The following is an 18,759-nucleotide window of genomic DNA, read 5'->3' as shown; positions in this document are numbered from 1 at the left end:
CGAGGGCCGACGGCACTGCCGCCGCGCCTTGGTGTCATGGACGAGGGCGGAGCAGACGGATCACTCCGGTGCCGAGGGCGGGGCGGGGAAGGCTCGGGCGGCGCCGCGCACGCGTAGGCCGACATCACTGCCGAGGGCGTGGGGTACCGAGGCCGGGTCGAAGATCCGGGCGAGCACCGGTGTTCCGTCCGTCAGCCGCAGGGCGAGCAGGGCGTCGTGGCCCTGGAAGTCACGGCGTACAACAGTCGCCGTGATCACTGCCGCAGTGGTGGGCGGGACGACCTCGATCTGCTCGGGGCGCAGCAGTACCCGCCCAGGGGCGGCCAGCGGACAGCCGTCGGTGGCGACGACCGGCACCAGCCCCAGCGGTGTACGGGCCCGGTCGCCGGTCATCTCGGCGGGCAGCCAGACGGCTTCGCCGATGAAGTCGGCCACCCAGGGGGTGGCGGGGGAACTGTAGACGAGGTCCGGCGGTCCGCTCTGCACGATCAGGCCGTCGTGCATGACGGCGATCTCGTCCGCGATCGACAGGGCCTCGGCCTGGTCGTGGGTGACGAGAACGGCCGTGGCGCCGTCGGCGCGCAGGGCCCCGCGTACGTCACGGCGCACCTCGGCACGCAGAGCCGCGTCCAGGGCACTGAAGGGCTCGTCGAGCAGGACGACCGGTGGGCGAGACGCGAGTGCCCGGGCCACGGCGACGCGTTGCTGCTGGCCGCCGGAGAGCTGGTGCGGCATCCGGTCCTCGAACCCGGCGAGGCCCACGAGCGCCAGTACGGCCTCGGTCCGTCCGGTCCGCCGGCTGTGCCGGTCGAGCCCGTAGGCGACGTTGGCGCGCACCGGGAGATGCGGGAAGAGCGCGCCTTCCTGCGGGACCACCGCGATCCGCCGCCGCTCGGGCGGCACCGTGCGGCCGGGGGCGGCGATCCGCTGGCCGTCAAGGCGGATCTCCCCGGCGTCCACGGCCTCGAATCCTGCGATGCAGCGCAGCAGCGTGGTCTTGCCGCTGCCGGAGGGTCCGAGTACCGCGGTCAGCGTCCCAGAGTGGACCGTGAGGTCCGCCCCGCGCAGCGCCCGCACCGGGCCGAAGGACTTGTGCACCGCCCTGACGCGCAGCTCCGCCATGTCAGCTTCCTCCGGACGGGGCGAGGGCGCCGGTGCGGGCCGAGAGCCACCAGGTCGGTACTGCGGCGAGCAGCACCAGCAGGGCGGCGTAGGGTGCGGCGGCCGCGTAGGCGGAGACCGATGTCTGGGTCCACAATTCGGTGGCGAGTGTGTCCATTCCGGTCGGGCGCAGCAGCAGCGTGGCGGGCAGCTCTTTCATGCAGGTGAGGAAGACCAGGACCGCCCCGGCGCCGATGCCGGGCGCGGCAAGCGGCAAGGTGACCGTGCACAGTACGTGGGATCTGCGGCGGCCGAGCGAGCGGGCCACCTCCTCCAGCGCCGGCGGAGCCTGCTGCGCGGCGGTGCCGACCGCTGCTACGGCCAGTGGGAGGAACAGGGCCGCGTAGGCGAGGGCTAGCAGCCAGACGCTCTGGTAGAGCGGGTCGGCCACGTTGATCCCGAAGAACACCAGCGAGAGGCCGATGACCAGGCCGGGCAGTGCGTGCGAGAGGTAGGCCAGGCGGTCCAGGACGACGGCGGCAGGGCCGGGTGCGCGAGCGCCCAGCAGTCCTAGCGGCAGGGCGAGCAACAGGGTCACGCCCGCACCGGCGGCGGAGACGGTGAGCGAGTTGCCTGCTGCCGTGGCCAGCCCGGTCAGAGTTCCGGGCCGGGAGACGCCCTCGCCGAACCACCGCGCCAGACTCGCCGCCGGGATGCCGAGCGTCAGCGCCCCCGTGCCGACGAGACCGAATGCGGCAGGCCATCGCAGGCTGCCCAGGCACAGCAGTACCGGTGGGCGGCCCGCGCCGCCGAGGCGGGCGTAGCGAGCCGCCCGCCGCCGGGTCATCTGCTCGCCCGAGACGATGAGCACGGTAAGCGCGACCAGCACGGTCGCCAGCACCAGGGCGCCGGTGCGGTCGAAGCCGAGGCTGATCGAGGCGAAGATGGCCCGGGTGAAGACATCCGTCCGCAGGACGGAGACCGCGCCGAAATCGGAGAGCACGTAGAGCGCCACCAGGAGCGCCCCCGCTCCCACTGCGGGCTGAACCTGGCACAGTGTCACTGTGATGAAGGTGCGCCACGGGCCGCTCCCCAGTGACCGGGCCACCTCCTCCTGCGCGGGGTCGGCACTCGCCAGCGCGGCGGCGACGGGGAGGAAGACGTACGGGTACGACACCAGCGTCAGGACCAACGCGGCCGCCCAGAATCCCTCGAACCCTTCCACCGTGGAGGCCCACGCGAACGCCGCCACATAGCTGGGCACCGCCAGGGGGAGCGCGGCGAGCACCCCGAACAGCCGCCGCGCCGGCAGGTCGGTGCGCGTGACCAGGAACGCCGAGGCCACGCCGAGTGCCGTGCACGCCGTGGTCACGACCCCGGCCAGGGCCACACTCCGGGCCGCGAGTTCCCCGGTCCGCGCCGTGAACAGTTCCTCACTGATGCGGGCCCAGCCCGCGTCACCGACCCGGACTGCCAGATAGACCAGCGGGATCAGCGCCACACCGACTCCGGCCACCGCGGCAGCAGCCAGTGCCGGGCGCGGTACCACTCGCCTTGCCCGGCGGCGCGCGACGGCCGTCGACGCCATGGTCAGGCCAGCCCTGAATCCTTGATCATCTGGATCGTGGTCTGCAGGTCGTCCAGGTCGTTGAGATCGATGTCCGGCGTCTTCAGGGAGGACAGCTTCGGCAGGCCAGGCGCACTGGCCACACCGGCCACGAGCGGGTACTCGTATGTCTCCTGGGCGAAGGAGGTCTGTGCCTGCTTGCCCAGCAGGTAGTCGAGGAAGGCGCGGGCGTCGGGATCGTCGCCGGCTCCCTTCAGCACGCCGACGCCGGAGACGTTGACCAGGGCCCCGATGTCGCCGTTCGGGAAGAAGTGGTTCTTCGCCTTGAGCGCGCCGACGGTGGCGCCCTGCTCCTTGGCCAGTTCGTACACGTAGTAGTGGTTGACCAGCCCTGTGGCGAGACGACCCCTGTCCGCGTCGGCGACGATCGGCGCGTTGCCCTCCCTGATCTGGGCGTCGTTGGCCTTCAGCTCCTCCAGGAAGTCTTGGGTCCGCTCCTCGCCGTGCTCGACCCTCATCGCCGTGATGAACGCCTGGAACGAGCCATTGGTCGGCGCGACGCCCACCTTCCCCTTCCACTCCGGCTCGGTCAGCTCGAACACGGACTCCGGCAGATCCTCCTCGGAGACCTGGTCGACGTTGTAGACCAGGGTGCGCGAACGGCCAGTCACCCCGACCCACTCCCCGCCCTCGTCCCGGTAGGCAGCGGGCACCTTGTCCAGCACCTCGCCCGGCAGCTCTGCGAACAGGTCCTGTCCGGCCACAGCCCCCAGTGCACCGGCATCCTGCGCGAGGAACACATCCGCCGGAGTCCGGCTGCCCTCCTCCTGCAGCTGCGCCGCCATCGCCGCCGTGTCTCCGTAACGCACCTCGACCGTGACGCCACTGGCCTTCTGGAAATCGTCCAGCACCGGCTTGACCAGAGGCTTGCTTCGCCCGCTGTACACAGTGATCTTCTTGTCCGAAGCCTCCCCGGCCAGCTGCGCTCCCTCACTCCCGCCACTGCCGCAGCCTGCGAGAAGCAGAGTCAGCAGACTGCCGATGGCGACCGTGGTGACGACTCTTGGGCGGGTTGCATGCATGTGCTGCTCACTCCTTGGCCGTCTCCTCGAAGCGGGGCTCACTTAGGATAGGCTAACTTTACAGGAGGTATAGGAGAATCTGTACATTTTGAGGAGGGGTGATCACTACCGGGCAGCTCGGCGGCGCCGGACGCTGTCCTCGTGTTCTGCTTGCTCCAAGGCCAGGTCAGCGCGGGCGAGGTCTTCCCGCAGACGGGGGATCCAGTGGCGTCGCAGGGCGCGGACCCGGTGCCGGGTGCTGATGGCCTCGGCGCCCACCAGCTCGGCGGCGGCGTGGGCGGCCGCGTACTCGGCGGCGGCGCGCACGGCCCGGCCGTAGGCGGCCTCGGCGTGTACAGGGCCGTGTTGGTGGGAGCGGCGGCGGTGGGCGGACGGGCGGGTACGGACGTGGAGACCGCCGCCGGATGGCGTACCTTCATGGAGACGGTCCAGTGGTTCGTGATCTCGGCGGAGCCGATGCCCTCGGCGGCTGAGTCGAGGGTGTGTTCTCCGCTCAGGAGCAGCCCCCGCAGCAGCCAGTTTTCGGCGTCGGGCAGCAGGTCCCGCCAGGCGCGGGCTGCTGCTTCCTCCGCGTGCAGCAGCCGCTGATGTTCGGAGCGGAGGATGCGGAGCTTCTGTTCCAGCAGGTCCGCTCCGGGCTCGGCGACGTCGAGGCTGTGCCGGAGGCGCAGTCGCCCCGCACGGCCGGGCGGCGTACGGCGGGCGCCGGTGCGTGTCATTGGGACGACTCCGTGTCCAGGGCATCCGTCGCCCCGTGGGCCGAGGAGCCGGGCGGGGAGCATCGAGAGCTGGCTGCGGGGCAGCGTGAGCAGGGCCCGCCAGCCGCGTTCCAGAGAGGTGTCCAGGTCGCTGCGCTGGTCGGCGAAGTCCCGCAGGAACGCCTCCTCGTAGTCCATGTAGCGGCGGTCGGTGGGGCTCAGCGCCGCTTGGCCGACCAAGTCCGCGAGGTCGCGGACCTGCCGGGCGCCGGCCAGTGCGGCAAGCAGCTGGGCCGCGACGTCGAGGTGGTCGTCGCGGGTGCGGCCTGGGCCGGCGCCCTTGCGCATCAGCCGGGAGAGGGAGGACAGGGCGCCGTGGAGAACGGCGTGGTGAGCATGACGGGGAGGGTGGACAAGGCCGTTGCCCCCGAACTGCTCGCATCGGTGCGGGACATCGATGACGTGATCAGGTCGTCGACGATATGGAAGCGGTCTGAGCCGTGATCGTCCGGCTTGGCGGGTTTCACCGGTGGGGGTCGGAGTGGGCCAGCTCGGCGAGAAGCTGTTCGGCCTCCGAGGCGGTGAGCCGCTCTTCGAGTAGCGGCAGGTAGATCTCCTCTTCCTTCGCGAAGTGGACCTTGACCAGTGTGTACAGGCCGTACAGGACGCGTCGCAGTGCGGCCTGGCCTTCGCCGTTGAGCCCGTCCCGGCCCATCGCCTCCCGCAGTGTGCCCAGCTCACGCGCCAGTCGACCGACCTCGGCGTGCTCCCTGGACATGGTTGCGGTCGCTTCTGCGGCGCCCATCACTCGAGCGACCGCCGGGTACAGCACCCGGTCCTCGGCTTCGGCATGCGGGATGAGGTGATCGGTCAGGAAGAGCTGAAGGTCGGCGAGCGCGGTGTCGAGCGCCTCCGGCGTCGCTCGGCCCACGGTATCGGCGACCGTGCGCAGTGCTTCGATGTGTGGCAGCAGGTGCTCGTGCTCGTGGTGCAACTGCTGGGTCAGCGTGGTCACGATCTCCTCCTTGCTCGGTAGGGCTGTGGTGGTCGCCCCTGTCATCAGGCTGGGGAGCTCGACGGCTCGCGCCCCCCGAGGCGCGGTCCGCTCAGGGCCGCGACGGCCACCTCCGTCGGCGGCTGGTCATCCATGGGGCGCACGTCACTGCATGCGGGTGACGAGGAAGTCGGCGCTGCCGGACAGCGTGGTGAGCCGGGGCGTGTCCTCGTCCTCGATGCGGATGCCCGACCGTTCGCTGAGGACCTCGACAAAACTCAGGAAGTCCAGCGAGTCCATCTCGAGCACGTCGCGGAAGGCGTCGTCGGGGTCCAGCACGGTGACGTCGGCGTCGGGGATGACCGAGGAGATCGATTCCCTGACCATGTCCAGTGCATCGGTTCGGTTCATGTTCACAGTTGCTCCGGGTTCTGCAGAAGGCGGGAGACCGCCGTGAGGTAGCGGGCACCGACGGCACCGTCTGTCGCCCGGTGGTCGGCCGAGAGGGTCGCCGTGACCACGGGGCGCACGCCCAGCAGCCCGTCGACGGCACACGGCCGGTCGACGACCCGCCCGAATCCGACCAATGCCACTTGTGGCGGGTAGATCACGCCCAAGACGGTCTCCACGCCCTGGTCGCCCAGGTTGGTGACCGTGATCGTGGCGTCGGACACCTCGGAACCGCGCAGCCTGCCGGTGCGGGCCCGGCCGACCAGGTCCTTCAGGGCGGTCATCAGCTGCGGGAGTGCCAGGGTGTCGGCGTTGTGCAGGGCGGGGGCGACGAGCCCTCCGCCGCGCAGGGACACGGCCATGCCGAGGTGGACGCCCTCGCCCGCCATGAAGTGGTTGTCGGTCCAGAAGCCGTTGAGGTCAGGGACCTCCCGGGCCGCCAGGGCCGCCGCCTTGAGCAGCAGCGCCGCGGGGAGCAGCCGTTCACCGACCGGGCTCCCACGATTGTGCTCGTGCAGCCAGTCCATCGCGGCGGCCATGTCCACGGTGGTGGAGAGGTAGTAGTGCGGGATGTCCCGGTTGGCGCGGGTCATCAGGCCGGCGATCGCCTGGCGCATGGCTGCCGCCCGGTCTTCGGTCGGGGGCGCGGCAGAAGGCCGTGGAGCGGAAGAACGTGCCGTGGTGACGCCCGCAGGCGCGGGGGCGGGTGCGGGTGGGATCGACGGGCCGGGGACTGCCCGGCGTACGTCCACGGCACGCACGGCCGACTCCCTGCCCGTCCCCGTCACCGTGGCCACGTCGACGCCCAGTTCGGCGGCGAGCCGCCGGGCGAAGGGAGTCGATCGCACGCGTGGCGGCCGAGAAGTGGCTCGGGCAGCCGCGTCCTCGACGTCGGTCCGGGTGACGCGCCCTCCGGGTCCGGAGCCGTGCAGCGTCTCCAGATCGACGCCGCTGTGCTCCGCGAGGTGCCGGACCAAGGGGCCCGCCTCGATGTGGCCGCGCTGCCGAGCGGCGGACGTTACCGACGGCACCGGGACCGGGACGGGTCCGGGTGGCGGGGATGGAGCCTCGGAGGGCTCGGCCTTCCTCGACACGAGGGGGACTGGTCCCTTCTCCACCTTCTCGGCATTCGTAGGGCCCTCGGGCCTCCTGGTCTTCCCTGGTTTCCGGGGTTTGTGCGGCTTCCCTGCCTCCTCCGGTTCCTGCGGCTTCCCCGCCGTCGGCCCGATCAAGGCGAGGGGAGTGCCCACCGGGACCGTCGCGCCCGGTTCGACGAGCAGCTCCGTCATGGTCCCCGTCTCGAAGCACTCCACCTCGATCGTCGACTTCGCGGTCTCGACGACCGCGACCGGATCGCCCTTGTGGACGAGGTCACCGGGCCCCACCAGCCACTCCAGGAGCGTGCCCTCGTCCATGTCGGCGCCCAGGGACGGCATGGTGAACTCGCCCATGATCAGTCCACCGCCCGGTGGGCCGCCGCGACGATGTCGGCGGTCTGCGGCAGGGCGGCCTCCTCCAGCCGCCTGGCGTACGGCATGGGCACCTCCGCGCTGCACACCCGCTCGACAGGCGCGTCCAGTTCGTAGAACGACTCCTCGGCGATGCGGGCGGACACCTCCGCGGCGAGGCTGCCGGTGCGCCAGCCCTCGTCGATGATCACCGCACGGTGGGTACGGGCCACGGACGCGGCGATGGTCACGCCGTCGAGAGGCCGCAGCGTGCGCAGGTCGATCACTTCCGCGCTGAGCCCCTCGGCGGCCAGCTCGTCCGCCGCCGCAAGAGTCTTGGGCAGCGAACCGCCGTACGTGATCAGGGAGATGTCGGTGCCGGGCCGGCGGATCGCGGCATGGTCCAGGTCCACGGGGGCGGTGGGCGGGAGGAGTTCGCCGGAGGCGTTGTAGAGGCTGCCGTGCTCGAAGATCAGTACGGGGTCGGGATCGGCGAGCGCGGGAGCCAGCATGTGGCGTGCGTCCTCAAGGGTGGCGGGGGCGAGGACGCGGATGCCGGGGATGTGGGCGTACCAGCCCTCCAGGCTGTGTGAGTGCTGAGCGGCGAGTTGCCGTCCGGCGCCCGTGGTCATGCGGATGACCAGCGGCACGGGCAGTTGGCCACCCGACATGTGGAGCAGGGTAGCGGCGTTATTGAGGATCTGGTCGAGGGCGAGCAGGCTGAAGTTGACGGTCATGATCTCGACGATCGGCCGCATCCCGGCCAGGGCGGCGCCGATGCCGGCGCCGACGAACGCGGACTCCGACAGCGGGGTGTCGCGGACGCGTTGGGGGCCGAACTCCTCCAGCAGTCCGAGGCTGACGCCGAAGCATCCGCCGTACCGGCCCACGTCCTCGCCCATGAGGAAGACCCGGTCGTCGGCGCGCAGAGCCTCCCGGAGGGCCTCACGCAGCGCCTCCCGGTAGGTCGTCTTCGCTTCCTGCGTTCCGCCAGCGCCCATGGTCAACTCACCACTCCCGTCGACGCACTGGTGACGTGGCGGAGCAGGGTTTCGACCGGCTCCTCGGGTGCCTGTTCGGCTGCTTCCACGGCTCGGTCGATTTCGGCGGTGATCTGTTGCTCGATTCGAGCGAGCTCCTTCTCGCCGGGTTCACCGTTCTCGCGCATGCGGTCCATCAGCCGGTTGATCGGGTCCCGGGACTTCCACTGTTCGATCTCCGCCTTGGCGCGGTAGCGGTCCGGGTCGTACATCGAGTGGGCACGGAAGCGGTAGGTGCGCAGCTCCAGGAAGTGCGGTCCGGTACCGGCCCGTACGCCCTCGACCGCCCGTCGGGCGGCCTGCTCGACGGCCTCGACGTCCATGCCGTCCACGGCCCAGGCGGGCATGCCGTAGGAGGCGGCGCGCATCGCCAGGTCGGTCTGCGCGTGCTCCCGGGCGAGCGCGGTGCCCATGGCGTAGAGGTTGTTCTCACAGACGAGCAGCAGAGGCAGACTCCACAGCGCGGCAAGGTTCGCCGTCTCGTGGAACTCGCCCTCGGCGAAGGCCCCGTCGCCGAAGAAGCAGCAGGTGATCCGGGACTCTCCGCGCATTCGGTCGGCAAGTGCGAGTCCGGCGGCGAGCGGAAGCCCGCCGGCGACGATCGCGCTGCCCCCGTAGAAGCGGCGACTCGCGTCGAACAGGTGCATGGATCCGCCCCGGCCGCCGCTGCATCCAGTGGTCCTGCCGTACATTTCGGCCATGACTGCCTCGGCTGTGATGCCGCGCGCCAGGGCGTGCCCGTGTTCGCGGTAGGTGGAGACGACCGCGTCCTCGGGTGTCAGTGCCTTGTTGACGCCGACAGCGACAGCCTCCTCACCGATGTAGAGATGGACGAAGCCGCGGATCTTGGCGGCGCTGTACAGCTCGACGCACCGCTCCTCGAAGCGCCGGATGCGCAGCATTGCCTCCAGCAGGTCCATGCGGTGCCCGGTGCCCGGTCGGTCGACCGGATCGACGCCAGCGGTCCGCTGGAGTCCGCGGTCGCCCAAGCACTGGCTGCCGTACGCCCGTGGGGCACCGGCCAGGCCCCGGTCTTCCGCCGCCCCTATATGGAGCTGGACTAGAGGAGCGGTCATGCCCAGGTATCCGGGCGCGACCGTTGGTTGCCGGTGCGCCTCTCCAGGTTTCGCGGGACGTGGCGCCGTCCTTCATGGTGGTTGTACGGGCAGAACCCAGGCCCAGCAGGCGGGGCAGCACCGGGCATCGCAGGCTCACTTCGGCTCTTCGGGAGGAGGCCACCATGGGTGAACAGAGACCGCTTCCCCCTGGGGAGGCTTGGCGAGCCGTGGCCGCATGCTTCCTCACCACCTTCCCCCTGCTCACGCGGCGCCGAATCCGCCTCCCGAAGGAACGGGTGGGAATGGGGCTGCGCTTCGCCGATGGCACCTCGGCCCGGGTGTACCGGGAAACCCGCCTCGGCAGCGGCCTGGCGAAGGACCCCTGCACACTGGTGGTCACCTTCAGGCTGCGCCTGGTCCGCGGGCCCGCGCACGCACTGTTCCGCAGGGAGAGCCTGCTGAACACGCCACTGTTCGTGGGCTTCCCCGGTTTCACCTCGAAGCTGTGGCTGGCCCACGACGAGCACGACCGCTACCGAGGCGTGTACGAGTGGGACGGCCGGGAGCGCGCCGAGCACTACGCGCGTTCCCTGTGGCGGGTTCTGGCTCTGGTCAGCATGCCCGGCTCGATCAGCTACGCCGTGCTGCCCGGCCTGCGCCGCGACGACGTGATCGCAGACCCCGGGCTGATCGAGGATCTCGTTTCGCACGACGCCGCGGCATGGTGGCGCATCCAGGCCGGGGTGTGACAACTGCGGTGGACATCCTGGTCGTCGGGGCCGGCACGACCGGCCTCACCTTGGCGCTACAGGCTCATGACCACGGAGCACGGGTCCGGGTCGTCGAGCGGCGTCCCGAGCCGTTCCGGCCCTCCCGTGCGCTCATCCTGCATCCACGCAGCCTGGAAGTCCTGCGCCCACTCGGCGTCACGGACGCCCTGCTGGAGCAGGCGGACACCGCCCCGACGGCCCACCTGCATCTCGGCTCCCGCGTCGTCGAAACCAGGCTCGCGGACCTCGCGCTGCCCGACACTGCGTTCCCTCATCTGTCACTCCTGCGGCAGATGGACGTCGAAACAGTGCTGACGCAGGCGCTCGCCGACCGCGGGGTAACGGTGGAACGGGGAACCGAACTGATCAATGCCCGCGACGACGGGCACAGTGCGTGGGCCTTGCTGCGATCGCCGCAGGGCCTCGAGGAGGTCCACTGCCCCTTCGTCGTCGGCTGCGACGGCCCGGCCAGTACCGTGCGGTCCTGTGCTGGTATCGGGTGGCACGGCAGGCCCTACGCCGCAGAGGTGGTCCTCGCCGACCTCGAGCTCGATGCCGTCTCCGGACCTTCGGGGCCGTCCGGTCCTTCTGGTGCCCAGCTCTTCGTGGGGCGCCAAGGGCTGTTGTTCCTTTTCCAGCTCGGAGAGCAGGCCACCTGGCGACTGCTGGCCACGCGGGCGTCGACCGGCGAACCCGGGCAGAGCTTCGGCCAGCCCGGAGCCGCCGTCCCGAGAGCCGAGGTCCAGCGCCTCCTGGACGACGCGGGGCTTCCGGCAGGCATCGAGCACCTCGCATGGTCTGCGCGGGTGCCGCTGCAGTGTGCGCTCGCTCGGCGGTTCCGCCAGGGGCGGCTCTTCCTCGCGGGGGACGCGGCACACAACTACTCGCCGGCCACCGGCCAGGGCATGAACGCCGGCATCCAGGACGCGGTCAACCTCGGCTGGAAGCTCGGCTTCGCGGCGGGCCGCTTCAGCGGGGAGTCCGCAGACGTGCCAGGCACAGACGTGCTGCTCGACTCCTATGAGAGAGAGCGCAGGCCCGCTGCCCACCGACGGATAATCCTCACTCACACCGCGTTCTGGGCAGAGGCGTCGACCGGCCTGATCCCCTCATGGCTGCGCGCGGTGGCCGCTTCGCTCGCGACCCCGGCCATACCCGTCCTCCTGGGGCAGCGACGGCTGATCGCCGAGGCGCTCCGGGTCATCTCCCAGTTGCGGGTCAACTACCGACGCAGCCCCCTGTCGGTGGAGGGAACACCGCGCCTGCGGGGCGCTCCTCGCCCAGGCGACCGCCTGCCGGACGCAACCGTCAGCGTCGGTGGACCTCCCAGGCGGCTGCACCAACTGCTGGCCCGTCCAGGTGTGCACCTCCTCCTGCAACGCGACGCCGATCCGCTGCCGGACGCTGTGACCGGTCCCCACGTCCATGTCCTCCGGCTGACGAACAGCCCCGGTCACGGTCTGGTGGCCGTCCGCCCGGACGGCCATGTCGGCTTCCAATGCGGGACCATTGACCAAGCCGGGCTGGTCGGCTGGCTCTCGCTGATCGGCGCAGCGGCACCTCCGCCCATCCGGCCATGAACCGCGAGCGCCGGAGCCCGACGGCCCCATGGGAGTCCGACAGACTTATGATCCCGCTTGTGAACGGACCAACCGGATCCTCGGTCAGGGCCGTTCGGCCCTACAACCCGTCGGCGAGCGGCGGTCCCATGGAATTGAGCCGAGGGCCACAAGGAGACACGGCGAAGCGGAGCGAAACCGCGCACCGTGCAATTCGGGCCCGCAAGAAGCGGGCGGCCCTCGGCTCCATGAGCGTCGGCAGCGCGGCTGCGTGCCACAACCGGTCCGTGTCCTCCGGCCGAAATGCGGCGAGGGCGGGGCTCGGCGACTCTGGAGATCGGGGCAGTGCCGGGAGGAGCATCCATGCACTGGGAAACGATCCACAAGGACACCGCACTGGTCGTCCCAGCCCGTCTCACCGACTACGACCGGGCCCGCTCCGACTTCACCTGGTCGCGGGCGCGCACCGCACTGGCAGAGCTGCCCGGCGGCGGGCTCAACATGGCCCACGAGGCGGTCGACCGGCACGCGGCCTCGGAGCGCGCGGACAAGGTCGCGCTGCGGTGCGTGGCCCGGGACGATTCCGTCTCGACTGTCACCTACGCGGAACTGGCCCGTCGTACATCCCGCTTCGCGAACGTCCTGCGGTCACTCGGCGTCAGCCACGGGGACCGTGTGTTCACGCTGCTGGGCCGCTGCCCCGAGCTCTACAGCACGGTGCTGGGCACGCTGAAGAACACCAACGTGGTCTGCCCGCTCTTCTCCGCGTTCGGCCCAGACCCGGTGGAGCAGCGGCTGCGTCTCGGCGACGCCCAGGTCCTGGTCACCACCGCGGCCCTGTACCGGCGCAAGGTCGCCGAGCGCCGGGCGTCCGTTCCCGGCCTCAAACACGTCCTGATCGTTGGCCCAGGCGCGGAGGAGCTGCCCAGCACGGTCTCCTTCGACGACGTGATGTCCGCAGCCCCGGACACCTTCATCATCCCGCCGACCTCGCCCGACGACATGGCCCTGCTGCACTTCACCAGCGGCACCACCGGCACACCGAAAGGTGCGGTCCATGTCCACGAGGCCGTGGTCGCGCATTACGCCACGGCCGCGTACGCCCTCGATCTGCAGCCCGAGGACGTGTACTGGTGCACCGCCGACCCCGGCTGGGTCACCGGCATGTCGTATGGGATCGTCGCCCCACTCGTCCACGGCGTGACGGTGGTCGTCGACGAGGGCGACTACGACGCCCAGCGCTGGTACCGGATCCTCGGCGAAGAGCGGGTCACCGTCTGGTACACGGCCCCTACGGCCCTGCGGATGCTCATGCGCGCCACCCCCCGCCAGGGCCCGTACGATCTGCCCCGCTCCTACGACCTGTCGGCCCTGCGCTTCATCGCCTCCGTCGGCGAGCCGCTCAACCCGGAAGCAGTCGTGTGGGGCCGGGACGTGCTGGGCCTGCCGGTGCACGACAACTGGTGGCAGACGGAGACCGGCAGCCCGCCAGCTCCTTGCGGAGGCGGTCAATGCTGAGCAGCGTGACCCCCAGTCGGTCGGCCAGCGCCCCGGAGAGCGTGGACTTCCCGCTGCCGGGCAGCCCGCCGACGAGCGTCAGGCAGACGGCGGAGGTACGCAGGTGGCGCAAGGTTGTCGAGACCAGCCGCCGTGATGCCGTCTCCGCGTCCGGCGCGCCCTGGCGGGCCTGGATCAGGGAGACCTTGGCCCGCACGAAGGCGCGGTAGGCGACGTAGTGGTGCCGCAGGGACGGGGGTGCGGGGTCGCCGGAGTACTCGCTGTACTGGGCGAGGAAGTACGCGGCGGCCTGTGGGGCGCCGAGTTGTTCCAGGTCCATGGCGAGGAAGGCGGCGTCGTCGAGGCCGTCGACGTAGCGGAGGTGGTCGTCGAACTCCAGGCAGTCCAGGACGCGAGGACCGTCGTCGAGGCAGAAGATGTCCTCGGCGAGCAGGTCGCCGTGGCCGTCGACCACCCGTCCCTGGGCGATGCGGGAGTCGAACAACCGCTTGCGGCCGATGAGATAGAGGCGTACCAGCTGCTCGATCTCCGCCATCCCGTCGGGCACGTGGCCGTCGTCGGCCAGAGCGCGGACCTGCGCGAAGCTGGCCTCCCAACGCGACGACAGCGCGTCCCGCGTGCCTTGTTCGTCGATGTCCCGGCCGTGGGGCGCCTGCGCGTGCCACGCGGCGAGGTGTCGGGCGACGGCCCGCAGGACGTCGTCGACGGCGGCCCCTTCGCGTACCAGACGGGACAGGCGGCGGTCCGCCGGCATGCGGCGCATCACCACGAGTGGTTCGGGCGTCTCCGCATCGGGGCTGCGGATTTCGCCCAGGCCCAGCTAGACGTCGGGAGCGAAGCGGCGGTTGAGAGCGACTTCGCGTTCGCACGCGGCCCGACGAGCCGCGACCGTGGTGTAATCCAGGAATCCCAGGTCCACTGGCTTCTTGAGCTTGTAGGCGCGGTGGCCGGCGAAAAACACGATCGCGGTGTGCGTCTCGCACACCTCCGCACGCGGTAGCGGCTCACCGTCATGCCGGGCACTGCTTCGGAGCACTGACGCGTCGGCCCGGGGCACTGACAGGACCGACGTCACCTGCGAGCCGGGCTCAGTCATGAGGGACGACGGCTACGGGGCAGCGCCCGTGATGGATCGCGGCCTGGGCCACGGGACCCAGGTGGGGCGGAAGCCCGTGCCGGTGTGCGCGTCGGCCAACGACCAGCAGCGCGGCGCCTTCGGCGGCCCGTACGACGGCCTTGGCGGGGCTGTCGAGACGGATGCCCTCGGCCACGTCCACCTGCGGGTACTTCTCACGCCAGGGGCGGAGCACCTTGTCCAGCTGCTTCTGCGCGTCCTGAGTGATCTCTTGGGAGACGTCATGGTCCACCCCCCAGGGGACGCGTGCATGGAGCGGCACGCTTCGGCCGTGGATGGCTTGGAGAGGAACGCCTCGTGCCGCGGCGGTGTGGAAGGCGAAGTCGAGCAGGTCGTCGGAGGATCCGTGCAGTTTCAGGGCCACGACCACGCGGCTCGCGAGTGCCTGGGGCGGCCCCTCCTGGCCTTCGGCACGGACCAGTACGACCGGCCGCTCGGCCCGTGCCACGACGGGCATGCTGACGTCTCCCAGGAAGTAGCTCTCGACGGGCTCCAGCCCCCGTGAACCGAGGACGATCATCTCGGACTCCGACGCCGCTTGGAGCAGGGCGTTCTTCGCGTCTTCAGCGACCAGATTCCCGACGATGGACAGGCCCGGGTGACGTGCCTGGAGCTCCGCTCGCGCGGTGTGCACGAGACGCTTGGCCCAGTAGTTCTGATCGACTTTCGAGGGGACGCCGGGCGGTTCCGGCGCCAGCAGTGGCCACGCGTGCAGCAGGCGCAGGGTGAGCTTGCGCTTCTCCGCCTCGTCGGCGGCCCAGCGGGCGGCCGCAAGACTCTCGGGTGAGCCGTCGAGGCCCACGGTGACGGCTGCTTGCATGGCGGCGGCCTCCGTCTCGTACGAAGCTGGAAATGGCCGTGAGTGACGGTGAATGAGTCCGATGGCGTGGAGGTCCGGACGTCGCCGACACGCCGAGCGTGGTGTCTTCTCTCCTTCGAGGAGTACCCCAATCCGCGCTGCAGCGCATGTGGACCTGTGGCCACGGGGCCCGAGGCGCGAAATCCGGCACGAGAGGAGCAGAGGCAGTGACGATTCCCCTGGTCGTCGGGATCGACGGGTCCGAGGCGAGCCTGGAGGCGGTGGACTGGGCCGCCGGCGAGGCCGTCCGGCACGAGGTGACGCTCCACCTCCTGCACGCGGCGGCGCAGGACGACGAAGCGTCCGATGTGATCGGCACAGCCTCGGAACGCGCCAGGAAAGTCGCCCCCACGGTGCGGCTGTCGAGCGAGGTGCTGCATGTGGACGCGGCCTCCGCGCTGGTCGACAAGGGGCGCAACGCCTTCGCGCTGGTGCTCGGATCCCGAGGGCTCGGAGACCTCGCCGGGATGCTCCTTGGCTCGGTCAGCCTGGCCGTGGCCGCCCACGCCGACTGCCCGGTCGTCGTCGTGCGCGGTGGGATGGAGCACCGCAACAGCCGGTTCGGGAACGTCGTCGTCGGCGTCGAGGACGGGGAGGGCAGCGGTACGGCCGTGCAGTTCGCTTTCCGCGAGGCCTACGTGCGGCGCTGCCGACTGGTGGCGCTACACGCCTGGAGTGTCCCATTCGGGACCCCTGGGCCCCCGGGCGTGTCCGGATACGCCCTCCAAGCCTTCCGGCGCCCGCCGACACAAGTGCTGTCTGAGGCGCTGCGTGAGCCCGCGGAGCGGTACCAGGACGTGCCGGTGAACAACGAGGTGGTCGAGGGCCCGGCACGACGGGCGCTCCTGGACGCGGCCTCCAACGCGGATGTGCTCGTCGTCGGGGCCCGCAGGCGGCTTGGGCACCTCGGTTTGCAGCTGGGTCTGGTCAACCACGCGGTTCTGCATCACGCTCCGTGTCCGATCGTGGTCGTGCCGCAGATATGACCGGTGGTGGGCGGCGTGGGCCGAGTGGTGGTCGGCAGGGACCTTCGGCCCCGTGACCGAGTCCTGCCGCCCCTGGAAGGTGGTGAGGAAGAGAAACGTTGCGGGGGACGCACCAGCGACAGCTGGAGGCCAGGCCATGAGCGCACAGGATCCGCCGCACCAGGAGCAGCACCAGCGCAAGGGCACGAACCCGCTGAGGCGTACGTCCGACCGTGTCGAAGCCGGGTGCTCCGCATTGCTGTTCCTGGTGCTCGCCCTCGGACTGCCGGTGGCTTTGGTGAGCGCCGGACTGGCTGTCTACCAGTCCACGATGCGCACCGTCCAAGCCCAGGCCGCAGAACGGCACCAGATCACCGCACGAGTGACCTCGGCCCCCGAGGCAGCACCGGGCAGTGCCGCGGACGAGAAGCAGACGGTTCGGGTGAGCTGGACAGGGGAGGACGGCCGGCAGCGGGCCGGAACCACCCGCGTACCCCTGGACAAGACCGCGGGCTCGACCGCGCGGATCTGGGTGGACCGGGAAGGAACCGTCCAGGAGCCGCCGATGTCCGCGGACAATGCGACCGCCACCGGCTGGCTGACGGGCGGCCTGACAGCGGTCGCCGTGTACGCCGGCTTCGTCGCCGGGCGAAAAGCTGTGCGGTTGGCGCTGAACAGCAGAAGGTACGCGCAGTGGGACGCCGAATGGGACCTGGTGGAGCCCACGTGGTCCGCGCGGTTCCACGGGTGAGAGGCAGGGGTCCCGGGGCGGAGTCCAAGAGGTGACCGTGATGTCCGATGCGACTACCACGGATCTGTACGAGGTCACGATGGCGATGTCGTACCTGCAGGAGGGGCTGACCGGCCCGGCGACGTTCAGTCTCTTCGTCCGTGACATGCCGCCCGACCGGGGGTTTCTGGTGGCCGCCGGCCCGGAGTCCTCGCTCGACTTCCTCTCCGGCTATCGGATCACCTCTGAGGACATCGACGCGTTCGCCTCGGCGCTGCATCGGCCTGTCCGCGATCTGGAGCCGCTGCTCGGCACGGAATTCACCGGTGAGGTACGGGCGATACCGGAAGGGCGGATCGTCCTGGCGGGAGAGCCGCTGCTGGAGGTGACCGCTCCGCTTCCGCAGGCGCAGCTGGTCGAAACGTACGTACTCAACCAGGTCAGCCACCGGACGACGATTGCCTCGAAGGCCGCCCGGTGCGTCCTCGCCGCGGCGGGACGCCCGGTCGTGGACTTCTCCCTGCGACGCACCCACGGCCCCCAGGCCGGTTTCCAGTCCGCGCGGCTGGGCGGCCTGGTCGGTTTCGCCGGGACAAGTAACGTCGCCGCGGCCACGGCTGAGGGGCTGCCTGCCGTCGGCACGATGGCCCACTCCTACATCGAGGCGTTCGCGACGGAGGAGGACGCGTTCCGTGCCTTCGCCCGCTCCCACCCCGGCCCGGTGACGCTCCTGGTGGACACCTACGACACCGAGGAGGGAGTTCGGGTCGCGGTGCGGGTGCTGCGAGACCTCGACCACGCGGCCCGCGGGCCCGGCTCGGCCGTACGGCTGGACAGCGGCGACCTCGGTGCCCTGTCCGTGCGCGCCCGCGCACTCCTCGATGCCGGCGGGCTGCCGGACGTCCGGATCATCGCCAGCGGCGGTCTCGACGAGTACTCCGTGGACGAACTGGTCCGCTCCGGTGCGCCGATCGACATCTACGCTGTCGGCACCCGCGTCGGCGTCTCGGCCGACGCCCCGTTCCTGGACTCCGCCTACAAGCTGGTCGAGTGCGACGGCCGGCCGGTGATGAAGCTCTCCTCCGCCAAGGTGACCGCCCCAGGGCAGAAGCAGGTGTTCCGTCGCCCCGGATACGGCGATGTGATCGGGGTGCGTGATGAGCAGCGTCCCCGGCAGGGCGGGCCGCTGCTGGTGACGGTGATGGAGAGGGGGAGGCGCACCGTCGAGCGCCCCACTCTGGAGGAGAGCAGGGAGAGGTTCGCCGCTGACCTGGCCGGGCTCCCTCCGGCGGCGCGCAGGATCCGGGCGCCCGTTGCGCCGCGGGCGGTGACCTCCGTTCGACTGACCTCGCTCAGTGAACAGGTCCGGCGCCGTATCGAAGGCGAGGTCCTGGCCTCGGCCGTGGACCTGCGAAGCCGTGAGCAGAGCGTCCGGATCACAGCGGTCCGTACCGGGATGATGAGGAACGTGATGGCGCATACGGTGGAGTGGAAGGTCCGTCTCTACCTCTTCGAGGAAGAGGGAACGACCAAGGCGCGCGTGGTGCTGAACACCGGGACCAACGAGTTCACCGGGCACGGTGACGCACACCGGAACCCCGCGGACATGGATGTGCCGGAGATCGGTGACGAACTGGCGGCGGGCAGGGCGATGCACGACCTCGGCCGGCAGCTGGTGGATGTTGCGGAGCGTGACATCGAGGGTGTGAGCCCACCCGCCACTGGGCCGAGTGCTCGGCCGGAGACCGGCTGGCCGTTGCCGGATGAGATACGAGGAGGATGACC

18 protein-coding genes and 2 pseudogenes are annotated in these 18,759 nt (G+C 70.6%); 8 read left to right on the top strand and 12 right to left on the bottom strand.

The window, feature by feature from the left end; translation table 11 throughout:
• Positions 1-60 precede the first annotated feature (60 nt).
• The 5 genes and pseudogenes from MDN94_RS33245 to MDN94_RS33225 all read right to left on the bottom strand — a co-directional run.
• Positions 61-1,122, bottom strand: coding sequence for an ABC transporter ATP-binding protein (locus tag MDN94_RS33245; RefSeq protein ID WP_482729537.1), 1,062 nt, complete (start codon positions 1,120-1,122; stop codon positions 61-63).
• 1 nt (position 1,123) lies between these two features.
• Positions 1,124-2,602, bottom strand: coding sequence for an ABC transporter permease (locus MDN94_RS33240; RefSeq protein ID WP_482729536.1), 1,479 nt, complete (start codon positions 2,600-2,602; stop codon positions 1,124-1,126).
• 89 nt (positions 2,603-2,691) lie between these two features.
• A complete protein-coding gene (locus MDN94_RS33235) occupies positions 2,692-3,750 on the bottom strand; it encodes an iron ABC transporter substrate-binding protein (protein ID WP_482729535.1) in 1,059 nt (352 codons plus the stop codon).
• 105 nt (positions 3,751-3,855) lie between these two features.
• Positions 3,856-4,056 (bottom strand): V-type ATP synthase subunit D, encoded by a 201-nt coding sequence (locus MDN94_RS33230; protein ID WP_482729842.1) that lies wholly within the window; start codon positions 4,054-4,056, stop codon positions 3,856-3,858.
• Positions 4,057-4,199: 143 nt separating this feature from the next.
• Positions 4,200-4,796: pseudogene (locus tag MDN94_RS33225) on the bottom strand (ATP synthase beta subunit C-terminal domain-containing protein); the annotation flags it as partial.
• Between the two features lie 27 nt (positions 4,797-4,823).
• Between MDN94_RS33225 and MDN94_RS33220 the strand changes: the two are divergent.
• Positions 4,824-4,952 carry a hypothetical protein gene (locus MDN94_RS33220; RefSeq protein ID WP_482729534.1) on the top strand — a complete coding sequence of 43 codons (129 nt, stop codon included), beginning with the start codon at positions 4,824-4,826 and terminating at the stop codon, positions 4,950-4,952.
• Positions 4,953-4,971: 19 nt separating this feature from the next.
• On the opposite strand, the gene MDN94_RS33215 is transcribed toward MDN94_RS33220, so the two are convergent.
• From MDN94_RS33215 to pdhA, 5 genes are all read right to left on the bottom strand, one after another.
• A complete protein-coding gene (locus MDN94_RS33215) occupies positions 4,972-5,463 on the bottom strand; it encodes a hemerythrin domain-containing protein (protein WP_482729533.1) in 492 nt (163 codons plus the stop codon).
• Positions 5,464-5,607: 144 nt separating this feature from the next.
• Positions 5,608-5,853, bottom strand: a complete 246-nt coding sequence (locus MDN94_RS33210) for an acyl carrier protein (protein ID WP_482729532.1) — start codon at positions 5,851-5,853, stop codon at positions 5,608-5,610.
• 2 nt (positions 5,854-5,855) lie between these two features.
• A complete protein-coding gene (locus tag MDN94_RS33205; protein WP_482729531.1) occupies positions 5,856-7,343 on the bottom strand; it encodes a dihydrolipoamide acetyltransferase family protein in 1,488 nt (495 codons plus the stop codon).
• A 2-nt stretch (positions 7,344-7,345) separates the two neighbouring features.
• Positions 7,346-8,341 carry an alpha-ketoacid dehydrogenase subunit beta gene (locus tag MDN94_RS33200; protein WP_482729530.1) on the bottom strand — a complete coding sequence of 332 codons (996 nt, stop codon included), beginning with the start codon at positions 8,339-8,341 and terminating at the stop codon, positions 7,346-7,348.
• A 2-nt stretch (positions 8,342-8,343) separates the two neighbouring features.
• On the bottom strand, positions 8,344-9,300 hold the full coding sequence (gene pdhA, locus MDN94_RS33195; protein ID WP_482729529.1) for a pyruvate dehydrogenase (acetyl-transferring) E1 component subunit alpha: 957 nt from the start codon (positions 9,298-9,300) through the stop codon (positions 8,344-8,346).
• Between the two features lie 3 nt (positions 9,301-9,303).
• Between pdhA and MDN94_RS33190 the strand changes: the two genes are divergently transcribed.
• From MDN94_RS33190 to MDN94_RS33175, 4 genes are all read left to right on the top strand, one after another.
• On the top strand, positions 9,304-9,444 hold the full coding sequence (locus MDN94_RS33190) for a hypothetical protein (protein WP_482729862.1): 141 nt from the start codon (positions 9,304-9,306) through the stop codon (positions 9,442-9,444).
• A gap of 176 nt (positions 9,445-9,620) precedes the next feature.
• On the top strand, positions 9,621-10,187 hold the full coding sequence (locus MDN94_RS33185; protein ID WP_482729528.1) for a hypothetical protein: 567 nt from the start codon (positions 9,621-9,623) through the stop codon (positions 10,185-10,187).
• Positions 10,184-11,788, top strand: a complete 1,605-nt coding sequence (locus tag MDN94_RS33180; protein WP_482729527.1) for an FAD-dependent monooxygenase — start codon at positions 10,184-10,186, stop codon at positions 11,786-11,788. The genes MDN94_RS33185 and MDN94_RS33180 overlap by 4 nt, the downstream gene beginning before the upstream one ends.
• A 282-nt stretch (positions 11,789-12,070) precedes the next feature.
• The gene (locus MDN94_RS33175) at positions 12,071-13,285 is read left to right on the top strand and encodes an AMP-binding protein (RefSeq protein WP_482729526.1); all 1,215 of its coding nucleotides are present in this window, start codon (positions 12,071-12,073) and stop codon (positions 13,283-13,285) included.
• On the opposite strand, the pseudogene MDN94_RS33170 reads toward MDN94_RS33175, so the two are convergent.
• A pseudogene (locus MDN94_RS33170) lies at positions 13,227-14,270 on the bottom strand (bifunctional aminoglycoside phosphotransferase/ATP-binding protein); the annotation flags it as partial. The gene MDN94_RS33175 and the pseudogene MDN94_RS33170 sit on opposite strands and share 59 nt — an antisense overlap.
• A 103-nt stretch (positions 14,271-14,373) precedes the next feature.
• Positions 14,374-15,240 (bottom strand): universal stress protein, encoded by an 867-nt coding sequence (locus MDN94_RS33165; RefSeq protein ID WP_482729525.1) that lies wholly within the window; start codon positions 15,238-15,240, stop codon positions 14,374-14,376.
• 206 nt (positions 15,241-15,446) lie between these two features.
• On the opposite strand from MDN94_RS33165, the gene MDN94_RS33160 reads away from it, so the two are divergent.
• The 3 genes from MDN94_RS33160 to MDN94_RS33150 all read left to right on the top strand — a co-directional run bounded on the left by MDN94_RS33160 (position 15,447) and on the right by MDN94_RS33150 (position 18,757).
• The gene (locus MDN94_RS33160) at positions 15,447-16,265 is read left to right on the top strand and encodes a universal stress protein (protein ID WP_482729524.1); all 819 of its coding nucleotides are present in this window, start codon (positions 15,447-15,449) and stop codon (positions 16,263-16,265) included.
• A gap of 136 nt (positions 16,266-16,401) precedes the next feature.
• On the top strand, positions 16,402-16,995 hold the full coding sequence (locus tag MDN94_RS33155; protein WP_482729523.1) for an Rv1733c family protein: 594 nt from the start codon (positions 16,402-16,404) through the stop codon (positions 16,993-16,995).
• Between the two features lie 40 nt (positions 16,996-17,035).
• Positions 17,036-18,757: a nicotinate phosphoribosyltransferase gene (locus MDN94_RS33150; protein WP_482729522.1), complete on the top strand. Its 1,722-nt coding sequence runs from the start codon at positions 17,036-17,038 to the stop codon at positions 18,755-18,757.
• Positions 18,758-18,759 lie beyond the last annotated feature (2 nt).

The sequence above is a fragment of the Streptomyces sp. WAC00040 genome (genome assembly GCF_056835925.1).
The sequence above is the reverse complement of the archived record's forward strand: the minus strand, read 5'-3'. Positions and strand labels throughout refer to the sequence as shown.